Origin of the sequence: Pseudomonas sp. NPDC088429, assembly GCF_044753305.1 — a bacterium.
Taxonomy (GTDB): Bacteria; Pseudomonadota; Gammaproteobacteria; order Pseudomonadales; family Pseudomonadaceae; genus Aquipseudomonas; species Aquipseudomonas rustica.
On sequence record NZ_JBIVMX010000034.1, the window covers coordinates 42,297 to 52,491 of the forward strand.

At 60.4% G+C, this 10,195-nt stretch carries 9 protein-coding genes and 1 pseudogene; 5 read left to right on the forward strand and 5 right to left on the reverse strand.

The features are described 5' to 3' along the window. Positions 1–138 precede the first annotated feature (138 nt). The 3 genes and pseudogenes from ACIP66_RS17685 to ACIP66_RS17695 all read right to left on the reverse strand — a co-directional run bounded on the left by ACIP66_RS17685 (position 139) and on the right by ACIP66_RS17695 (position 2,314). Positions 139–912 (reverse strand): carboxymuconolactone decarboxylase family protein, encoded by a 774-nt coding sequence (locus ACIP66_RS17685; RefSeq protein ID WP_400649526.1) that lies wholly within the window; start codon positions 910–912, stop codon positions 139–141. A 93-nt stretch (positions 913–1,005) separates the two neighbouring features. After that, positions 1,006–1,328: pseudogene (locus ACIP66_RS17690) on the reverse strand (hypothetical protein). Continuing rightward, on the reverse strand, positions 1,325–2,314 hold the full coding sequence (locus tag ACIP66_RS17695; protein ID WP_400649529.1) for an aldo/keto reductase: 990 nt from the start codon (positions 2,312–2,314) through the stop codon (positions 1,325–1,327). Before ACIP66_RS17695 ends, ACIP66_RS17690 begins: the two are co-directional and overlap by 4 nt. A gap of 196 nt (positions 2,315–2,510) precedes the next feature. Between ACIP66_RS17695 and ACIP66_RS17700 the strand changes: the two genes are divergently transcribed. Then, the gene (locus ACIP66_RS17700) at positions 2,511–2,903 is read left to right on the forward strand and encodes a GFA family protein (protein WP_400649530.1); all 393 of its coding nucleotides are present in this window, start codon (positions 2,511–2,513) and stop codon (positions 2,901–2,903) included. Positions 2,904–3,288: 385 nt separating this feature from the next. Here ACIP66_RS17700 and ACIP66_RS17705 read toward each other — a convergent pair whose 3' ends face one another. Continuing rightward, entirely contained in the window at positions 3,289–4,119 is an 831-nt protein-coding gene (locus tag ACIP66_RS17705; RefSeq protein ID WP_400649533.1) for an alpha/beta fold hydrolase, read from the reverse strand. 267 nt (positions 4,120–4,386) lie between these two features. Between ACIP66_RS17705 and ACIP66_RS17710 the strand changes: the two genes are divergently transcribed. From ACIP66_RS17710 to ACIP66_RS17725, 4 genes are all read left to right on the forward strand, one after another. Then, positions 4,387–4,842: a (2Fe-2S)-binding protein gene (locus tag ACIP66_RS17710; RefSeq protein ID WP_003224136.1), complete on the forward strand. Its 456-nt coding sequence runs from the start codon at positions 4,387–4,389 to the stop codon at positions 4,840–4,842. A 22-nt stretch (positions 4,843–4,864) separates the two neighbouring features. Next, a complete protein-coding gene (locus tag ACIP66_RS17715; RefSeq protein WP_400649534.1) occupies positions 4,865–7,027 on the forward strand; it encodes a molybdopterin cofactor-binding domain-containing protein in 2,163 nt (720 codons plus the stop codon). A gap of 1 nt (position 7,028) precedes the next feature. Next, positions 7,029–7,607: a hypothetical protein gene (locus ACIP66_RS17720; RefSeq protein WP_053119368.1), complete on the forward strand. Its 579-nt coding sequence runs from the start codon at positions 7,029–7,031 to the stop codon at positions 7,605–7,607. A gap of 62 nt (positions 7,608–7,669) precedes the next feature. Beyond that, on the forward strand, positions 7,670–8,635 hold the full coding sequence (locus ACIP66_RS17725) for a sensor domain-containing diguanylate cyclase (RefSeq protein ID WP_159815512.1): 966 nt from the start codon (positions 7,670–7,672) through the stop codon (positions 8,633–8,635). 770 nt (positions 8,636–9,405) lie between these two features. Here the strand turns inward: ACIP66_RS17725 and fabI are convergent. Continuing rightward, positions 9,406–10,195 (reverse strand): enoyl-ACP reductase FabI (gene fabI, locus ACIP66_RS17730; protein ID WP_400649536.1); only part of this gene is annotated, 790 nt, incomplete at its 5' end.

Here is a 10,195-nt window from a genome sequence, read left to right on the forward strand (position 1 = left end):
TGAGGGGCGCGGGATTAATCCATGAAAGCAGGTTGCGCACGGATCCGCGACCCCCGAGAGTTGCTTGCAGTGCGAAAGTGTTTGGCTGAGTCCGGCTATGTTTCCTTGAGAAATTGCTGCGTCAGGTCAATCGGACGATCACTTTTTTGAAGCCGCGAGTGCCTCTTTCAGCGCCCCATCTGCACGTTCAGCCGTCTGCGCGTCGCCGTGTTTTTTCAGCAGTTCACTGACCTCGTGCAACTGTGCTGCGCTGAGTCCCACGCGCAGGCTCGCCGCCATGTGCGAGCGCAATTGCGATTCCACCCCCGGCGTTGCCGCCAGCGCCCCGACGGTCGCCAGTTCGCGGCTTTGCCAGTCGAGGTTGTCGCGCTCGAAGATGTCGCCGAACAGGTGGGTTTGCAGGAACTGGTTGGCTACCGGGGCGAACTCGAACACCGGGCCTTTGACCGGAGCGCCGGAGATCTTCGTTTGATTGGCGGTGCCGGCGGCCAGCAGTTCATCACCGGTCGGAATCGCCCGGCTCGGTTCACGCCCCGGCGCATCGTCAATGCCGCGCTGTTTGCGCGCTTGCACCACAGTCATCAATTCGTTCAAGGCGTTCAGGCTGCGCGGGAAGCCGACATAGGCGTAGAGCTGCACGAGAATTTCCCGGGTTTCGCTGATGGTCAGGCCGGCATCGAGTCCCTGGTTGAGCGCCGTGTTGAGGTTGGGCATGTCGCTGGTCGCCATGAACGCGGCGATCAGTGGAATCGATTGTTGTTGGCTGGACAAAGTTGCTGCGCTTGCTGGCGTGCTGGTCATGGGTTGCGATGCCTCGGCTGCGTGAGTGGTAACACTGAACATTGCCCCGACACTCAGACAGAGCGCCATGAGTGCGGGGCGGGCGGTGTGGTTGCGGACGTCGATGTTCATCAGATCAACTCCCTTCAGGTCGTGCCGCGGTGCCGCGCGGTGGGCGTGGCCAGCGTGCGGATTTTCAAGATGTCACTCGGTACAAAAATTCAATTATCGCGAGACAGGGTGATCGCTCAGCCAGCCGTTCACGCGTTCCATGGTCTTGCGCTCCTGCTCACCCTCCATCACAAAACCTTCCAGCACCTTGGCTTTCGGCGCGTGCTGGACGAGGATGCTGCGGCTATACCCAGTCCACGTTGAATCAGCCCGGCGACCACGCGGGTATTGCCGGAGCGCGAGAAGTACGCGACCAGAATCCGCGAGCCTGAGCGCGGTGTTTCACTGGCACTCTGCGTGTCGGCGAGCGACAGCAGTGGGGCGCTGGCCAATGCGGCGATCACCGTGCGCCGCAGCGGATCGTGATCGTTACTCATCGGCCGACGCGCGCCTTGAGGGCTTCGGGATAACGCTCGCCTTCGATACGGATTTGCGCCAGTGCGGTGTCAATTGCCTTGAGTTCAGCAGCGTCGAGCGTGATGTCAGCGCCGCCGAGGTTTTCTTCCAGTCGATGCAGTTTGGTCGTGCCCGGAATCGGCACAATCCACGGTGCCTGTGCGAGCAGCCAGGCCAGCGCGATCTGCGCCGCTGTGGCTTGTTTCTGCGCGGCGATCTGACGGATCAACACCACCAGGCCCTGATTCGTTTGCAGCGCCGACTGGCTGAAGCGCGGGACGATGCTGCGGAAGTCATCGCTGCCGTAAGTGGCCTCGGCCGACACCGTGCCGGTAAGAAAACCCTTGCCCAGCGGGCTGAACGGCACGAAGCCGATGCCCAGCTCCCAAAGCGTCGGCAGGATTTCCTGCCCGGGCTCGCGCCACCACAACGAGTATTCGCTTTGCAGCGCGGTGACTGGTTGTACTGCATGGGCGCGGCGAATGGTTTGCGCACCGGCCTCCGACAGGCCGAAGTGCTTGACCTTGCCTTCGCTGATCAAATCTTTCACCGCGCCGGCGACGTCCTCGATTGGCACGTCCGGATCGACGCGGTGCTGGTAGAGCAAATCGATGTAATCAGTCTTCAACCGCTTCAACGAACCCTCGACGGCCTCCCGAATGTGCTCGGGGCGGCTGTTGAGAATCTGCTGCTTATTGTCGTCACCGAAGGTGAAGCCGAACTTGGTGGCGATGACGACTTTGTCACGAACGGGCGCCAGTGCTTCGCCGACCACTTGCTCGTTCAGGTAAGGGCCGTAGACCTCGGCGGTGTCGAAGAACGTCACGCCTCGGTCAACGGCTGAACGGATCAGTGCGATGGCTTGCTGGGTATCCGTGGCCGGGCCATAACCGTGACTCAAGCCCATGCAGCCAAAGCCGAGGGCGGATACTTCGAGTGAGCTGTTGCCGAGTGTGCGCTTGTGCATGTCGATCTCCCGTTGGCGTTGGGAGAACAGTAAGCGAGCTGACTGGTGAGGACTAGACGGGTAAAGCAGGATGGCTTGATGAATTCTGCTCATTAATAGACTGGGAGACGCACGGCGAAGACCGTTCGTGGCAACCGAGCAAACCTTTTCCAGACTGAATGATCTCTAACTTGAAGTTGAATAGCTGAGGTGCACCATGAATAAATCAACCGGCGGCTGCCTGTGCGGCGATGTCCGTTTCGAAGTGTCCGGCCAGCCTTACCGCGTCGGCATCTGCCATTGCCTCGACTGCCGCAAACGCCACGGCGCGCTGTTCCACACCTCGGCCATATTCCCCGAAGACGCGCTCAAGGTCAGCGGCGAAACCCGCGACTACAACGGACGATTCTTCTGCCCGCGCTGCGGTTCTCCAGTGTTTACGCGTTCGGAAGATGAAGTCGAGGTTAACGTCGGATCGCTCGATGAGCCGGATCAGTTCAAACCCACTTACGAACTCTGGACGATACGCCGGGAGGCGTGGTTACCGGCGTTGCCGCTTGCCCACCACTACGAACGTGACCGGGAAAGCACGGGCCGCACAGAGGAATAGGGAGCCCTTGTGGGAGCGAGCTTGCTCGCGAAGGCAGTGGATCAGTCACCCCAACATTGACTGACAGACCGCATTCGCGAGCTCGCTCCCACATGGGGTGGGTGTGGATCTCAGAAATGAGGATTGGCACACATCATTGTGAGAGCGAGCCTGCTCGCGAAAGCAGTGGGTCAGTCAGCACAGCAATTTCTGATTGAATGCTTTCGCGAGCAGGCTCGCTCCCACAGGGGATGGGTGTGGATCTCAGAATTAAGGGTTGGCACACATCATTGTGGGAGCGAGCCTGCTCGCGAAAGCAGTGGGTCAATCAGCACAGCAATGTCTGATTGAATGCTTTCGCGAGCAAGCTCGCTCCCACAGGGGAGAGTGTGTATGACCAGCAATTTTAGCCGCGAATAAAGGCCAGCAGATCCGCGTTAATGGTATCGGCCTCCGTCGTCGGCATTCCGTGTGGAAACCCCGGGTACGACTTCAGTGTGCCGTTGGGCAGCAACTTCGCCGACAACGGCGCCGAGTTGGCGTACGGCACAATCTGGTCATCCTCACCGTGCATCACCAACACCGGCACGGTGACTTTCTTCAGGTCTTCGGTGAAGTCCGTCTGCGAAAACGCCACGATCCCGTCGTAATGCGCCTTCGCCCCGCCAATCATGCCCTGGCGCCACCAATTGGCGATCACCCCTTCGGACGCCTTCGCCCCTGGCCGGTTGTAGCCGTAAAACGGCCCGGTCGGAATATCCCGATAGAACTGCGCGCGACTCGCCGCCAAATTCGCCTGAAACTCATCGAACACCGATTTCGGCAACCCACCCGGATTGCTCTCGGTCTGCACCATCAACGGCGGCACCGCGCTGATCAACACGCCTTTGGCGACGTTGTCCTGGCCATGCGGGGCGATGTAATGAATGACCTCACCGCCCCCGGTCGAGTGGCCGACGTGCACCACGTTCTTCACGCCCAAGTGATTAACCACCGCCAGCGCATCATCCGCGTAGTGATCCATGTCGTGGCCGTCCCAGACCTGGCTCGAACGCCCGTGGCCACGGCGGTCATGGGCAATCACCCGAAAGCCTTCGCCAAGGAAAAACAGCATCTGCGCATCCCAATCGTCCGAGCTCAGCGGCCAGCCGTGGTGAAAGTGGATCACCGGCGCGTCTTTCGGGCCCCAGTCTTTGTAGAAGATTTCGACGCCGTCTTTGGTGGTGACAAATCCCATGTTCGCTACTCCAGACCAATGTGATGGATAACCCGCGCGGTGGGCGCGGACCGGTTTCACTCATGACGCGTTTTTTAAGGTGATGGCTCGGGTGCGAGCCGTTATCAACTGTAGGATTAAAGTCGACATCTGCATGACCGGTGGTCGCAACGTCTGGCTTCATGCGCAATTTAGGCTTTGCTGAAAGGGATAAGCCGAGGCGCGCGTAGGCATGTTTGGCCACAGCGGCGCCCCTTCAGAACACCGTGAGTCTGAGGAAATTCCCCGATGCTGACCTTGAATATCAATGGCAAGGATCAGGAGCTCGATGTCCCCGCGGACATGCCGTTGCTCTGGGTCCTGCGCGATGTCGCGCACCTTACCGGTACCAAATTCGGCTGCGGCATGGCCCAGTGCGGAGCTTGCACTGTGCACGTTGACGGTGCGCCGTTGCGCGCCTGCATCACCCCCGCAACCGCCGTGGCCCACGGGCAGAAAATTCTCACCATCGAAGGCCTGTCCACCGACGGTTCGCACCCGGTGCAGCAAGCCTGGGCTGAACTTGACGTGGTGCAGTGCGGTTACTGCCAGTCGGGGCAGATCATGTCTGCCGCCGCTTTGTTGGCGAAAATCCCCAAACCCACCGACAGCGATATCGACCAGGCGCTCTCCGGCAATATCTGCCGCTGCGGCACCTATCCGCGAATCCGCGCAGCGGTGAAGCGTGCATCGGAAATCGGCTGATTGATTACGTGGGAGTCGGGTGATGAACAGTCCTGTATCGCGTCGGGGTTTTCTCAAGGGCAGCGCCGTGTTGGGCGGCGGCTTGGTGGTGGCGTTCGTCGTCCCCGGCGGACATAAGTTTGCCTATGCGGCCGAGAACGAAGGCAAGGTCTTTGCGCCGAATGCGTTTTTGCGCATCGCGGCGGACAACAGCGTCACCGTGTTGCTCGGGCATTCGGAGATGGGCCAGGGCATCTGGACGGGCCTGACCATGCTGATCGCCGAAGAACTGGATGCCGATTGGTCGAAGATCCGCGTCGAACATTCGCCCGCATCAGCGGCGGATTACGGCATGCCGGGGTTTGGCGGCATGCAGATTACCGGCGGTTCGACGTCGACATGGATGGAGTTCGATCGCTATCGGCTGGCAGGCGCGACCGCTCGGCAAATGTTGGTTGAAGCAGCGGCGAAGCGTTTTGAAGTGGCGCCCTCGGCGATTCGCACCGAGTCAGGCGTGGTGATTGCCGGCGACAAACGTGCGACTTACGGCGAGCTGGCGGACGCCGCCGGGCAACTCCCCGTGCCGGATCCGAAATCGATCACCTTCAAGGAAGCCAAGGACTGGAAAGTCATCGGCAAACCGACCAAGCGCCTCGACACGCCGGAGAAAATCACCGGCCGCGCCAAGTTCGGCATGGATGTGCAGTTCGAAGGCTTGATGACGGCGATGGTCGCGCGCGCCCCGGTGTTTGGTGCCAGCGTCAAATCCTTCGAAGGCGCCGAAGCGTTGGCGGTGCCGGGCGTGCACAAAGTGCTGCAAGTACCGACCGGTGTCGCGGTGATTGCCGAGCATTATTGGGCGGCGAAGCTCGGGCGGGATGCGCTGAAGATTGACTGGGATCTAGGCCCGCATGCGGATCTGAGCAGTGAAAAATTGCTGGAGAGTTTCCGCAAACTGGCCACGACGCAAGGCACGTCAGCCAGTCAGGCCGGGGATGCCAAGGGCACTTTTGGCAAAGCCACGAAGAAAATCGACGTTGAATACAGCGTGCCGTATCTGGCCCACGCGCCGATGGAACCGCTCAATTGCACGGTGAAGATCAGTGCCGAGAAATGCGAGATCTGGACGGGGACGCAGTTTCAGACGCTGGATCAAATGGTCGCCGGCAAGATCACCGGGCTGAAGCCTGAACAAGTGGAAATCCACACCGAGTTTCTTGGCGGCGGGTTTGGACGTCGAGCCAATCCCACCTCAGATTTCGTCGCTGAAGCGGTGCAAGTGGCGAAAGCCGCCGCCATGCCGGTGAAAACCGTGTGGTCGCGGGAAGATGACATTCGTGGCGGTTACTACCGGTCGATGTTCCTGCATCAGGCGAAGATCGGTTTGGGCGCTGATGGTTTGCCGTCGAGTTGGCAGCATGTGTTGGTCGGGCAGTCGATCATGGCGGGCACCATGCTGGAGCAAACCATGGTCAAGAACGGCATCGATTCGACGTCGGTCGAGGGCGTGGCCGACAGTCCTTACGTCAAAGGTCTGGCCAATCATCAAGTGGATCTGCATTCGCCACAGACTGGCATCAATGTGTTGTGGTTGCGCTCGGTGGGCCATAGCCACACCGGTTTTGTCATGGAATCGTTGATCGATGAAATGGCCACGGCGGCGGGCAAGGATCCGGTCGAGTACCGACGAACCTTGCTCAAGGATCATCCTCGGCATCTAGGTGTCTTGAATCTGGCGGTGGAGAAGGCCAATTGGAAGGCTCCGTTGCCGGATGGTCATGCACTCGGCGTGGCGGTGCACGAATCGTTCGGCAGCTACGTGGCGCAGGTCGCCGAGGTGTCGCAGGACAATCTGGCGATTCGCGTGCACCGCGTGGTTTGCGCGGTGGACTGCGGGATCGCGGTGAATCCGCAGAGCATCGCCGCGCAGATGGAATCGTGCATTACCTTCGGCCTGGGCATGGCGCTGCACAGCAAACTGACGCTCAAGGACGGCGCGGTGGTGCAGTCCAACTACCATGATTATCAGGTGCTGCGGCTCAACGAGATGCCGGTAGTGGAAGTGCACATCGTGCCCAGCAGCGACAAACCCGGCGGCATCGGCGAGGCCGGTGTACCGCCGACTGCGCCAGCGGTGGCCAACGCGGTGTTCGCCCTGACCGGGCAGCGTCTGCGCGAGTTGCCGCTGCAACTGTCGGGGGTGTGAGATGAAACGACATCTAGTGTTGGGCACGGTGGTTTTGCTGGGGCTCGGCGGTTATGCCTCGGACTTGTTTGCCGATGATCAGGAAGCATTGAAGGCGTTCGGCACGGTGCAGAAAGTCTTCCAGAGCCCGCGATGCCAGAACTGCCATATCCCCGGCGATTCGCCGCTGCAGTTCGACGCGGGCATTCCGCATGCGATGAACGTGGTGCGCGGCATGGACGGCAAGGGCGCGGCCGGTTTGCCCTGCGCCACCTGTCACGCAGAAAACAATCCGCCGGCCAGTTACGGCCCGCATGCACCGCCGGGTGCGCCACATTGGAGCCTGCCGCCGGCGGCGCACAAAATGGCCTGGATCGGCCTGCCACCGGACAAACTCTGCGCGATGATCAAGGATCGTTCCAGCAACGGCGACCGCGATTTTGCTGCGCTGATCAAACACGTCAGTGAAGACAAACTGGTGCTGTGGGGCTGGAATCCCGGGGCAGGGCGCGCGCCGGTGCCGGTGCCGCATGACATTTTTGTCGAGCAATTCAAGCTCTGGGCCGACGCGGGCGGGCCGTGTCCGGTGGCGGGCATCTGATGGGGTGACCCTGCGCTGATTTGCGCTACGCTGAAAGTCATTGATGCCAACGGAGTGTGCGAATGCTGGTTCCAGGAAAACCTGCCAATGAAGCGGCGCGAATTCAGGTGCTGCACGGCCTCGACCTTCTCGATTCAGCGCCGGAGGAGCGTTTCGATCGGCTGACGCGGCTGGCCAAACGACTGTTCAATGTGCCGATTGCGCTGGTGACGCTGGTCGACAAGGATCGTCAGTGGTTCAAGTCCTGCGTGGGCCTGGCGGCTACCGAGACACCACGGGATATCTCGTTCTGCGGGCATGCGATTCTCAATGACGGTCTGCTGCTGGTGCCCGATGCGCGGGAGGACGTGCGCTTCCACGATAATCCGCTGGTGACCGGCGAGCCGAATATTCGCTTTTATGCCGGTTACCCGCTGACCGTGCCCAACGGCAATAAAATGGGCACGTTGTGCCTGCTCGACACCAAACCTCGCGAACTTGATGACGAAGAACGCGCGCTCTTGCGTGATCTGGCGGAAATGGCCGAGCAAGAACTGACGGCCGTGCAGATGGCGAGCATGGACGAACTGACGTTGCTGTCCAATCGTCGCGGGTTCAAGCAACTGGCGCAGCATGCGCTGGACGCCTGCGCACGGCTGGAGCGGCCGGCGACGTTGCTGTTTTTTGATCTGAATGATTTCAAGCAGATCAACGATCTTTACGGGCATGCCGAGGGCGACAGCGCGCTGAAGACCTTTGCCGATGTGCTGCGAATTGCCTTTCGCGAGAGCGATGTGGTCGGGCGCTTGGGTGGGGATGAGTTTGTCGCGCTGCTGACGGGGTCGAGTCATATCGAAACCACGGCGATCATGGCGCGGCTCAAGGAAATCCTTGAAGAGCGTAATGCCACGCTGCATCGGGGTTATGCGATTCGCTTCAGCGTCGGGCAGATCGAGTACGACGCCAAACGCCATGAAACCGTGGATCGCTTGCTCGCCGACGCGGATGGCGCGATGTATGCGCACAAGCAGGCCCTGAAGCGCTGTTGATTCGGGCCTCATCGCTGGCAAGTCAGCTCTCACAGGTTTCTCGGGTGCTCTCGTTATCCCGTCTCACCACAAATCCCTTGTAGGAGTGAGCCTGCTCGCGAAGGCGTTCATCCATTCAATATCTCCACGCCTGACCCACCGCCATCGCGAGCAAGCTCACTCCCACAGGTTTCTCGGGTGTTCCCAAAACCCCGTTTCACCACGAATCCCTTGTAGGAGTGAGCCTGCTCGCGAAAGCGCCCGGCCATTCAACATCGTCATCGCCTGACCCACCGCCTTCGCGAGCAGGCTCACTCCTACAGGTTACACGGGTGTTCACAAAAAACCGTTTCACCACAAACCCCCTGTGGGAGCGAGCCTGCTCGCGAAGGCGTCCATCCCTTCAACATCATCATCGCCTGACCCACCGCCATCGCGAGCAGGCTCACTCCCACAGGTTTCTCGGGTGTTCACATAATCTTGTTTCACCCCAAATCCCTTGTAGGAGTGAGCCGGCTCGCGAAGGCGCCCGGCCATTCAACATCGTCATCGCCTGACCCACCGCTTTCGCGAGCAAGCCCGCTCCCACAGGTTTCGCGGGTGTTCACAAAAAACCGTTTCACCCTAGATCCCTGTGGGAGCGAGCTTGCTCGCGAAGGCGTCCGTCCATTCAACATCATCATTACCTGACCCACTGCCATCGCGAGCTGGCTCACTCCCACAGGAGGCGGGGTTGCGGGCATAAAAAAACCCGCCAGGTTGGCGGGTTTTTTTTATCGGCTAAGCGAAGTTCACTCTTCGATGTTGCCCATGGCGGTGGTGTTGAAGCCGCCGTCGACGTACATGATTTCGCCGCTGATGCCCGACGCCAGGTCGGAGCACAGGAAGGCGCCGGCGTTGCCGACTTCGTCGATGGTGACGTTGCGACGCAGCGGAGTTTGCGCTTCGTTGGCGGCCAGCATTTTACGGAAGTTCTTGATGCCCGACGCTGCCAGGGTACGGATCGGGCCAGCCGATACGCAGTTGACGCGGGTGCCGTCCGGGCCCAGGGAGCCGGCCAGGTAACGCACGCCAGCTTCCAGCGAAGCCTTGGCCATGCCCATCACGTTGTAGTTCGGCATGGTGCGCTCGGCGCCCAAGTACGACAGGGTCAGCAGGCTGCCGTTGCGGCCTTTCATCATTTCGCGGCCGGCTTTGGCCAGGGCTACGAAGCTGTAGGCGCTGATGTCGTGAGCGATGCGGAAACCGTCACGGGTGGTGGCTTCGGTGAAGTCGCCGTCCAGTTGGTCGCCCGGGGCGAAACCAACGGAGTGGACGATGCAGTCCAGGCCATCCCACTTCTTGCTCAGTGCTTCGAAGACCTTGGCGATTTCTTCATCGCTGGCCACGTCGCACGGGAAGCACAGCTCAGGGCTCGAACCCCAGCCTTGGGCGAATTCTTCAACACGACCTTTCAATTTGTCGTTCTGATAAGTGAAGGCAAGCTCAGCGCCCTCGCGATGCATGGCGGCAGCGATGCCGGATGCGATGGACAGCTTGCTGGCGACACCGACGATCAGTACGAGCTTACCGGCGAGAAAA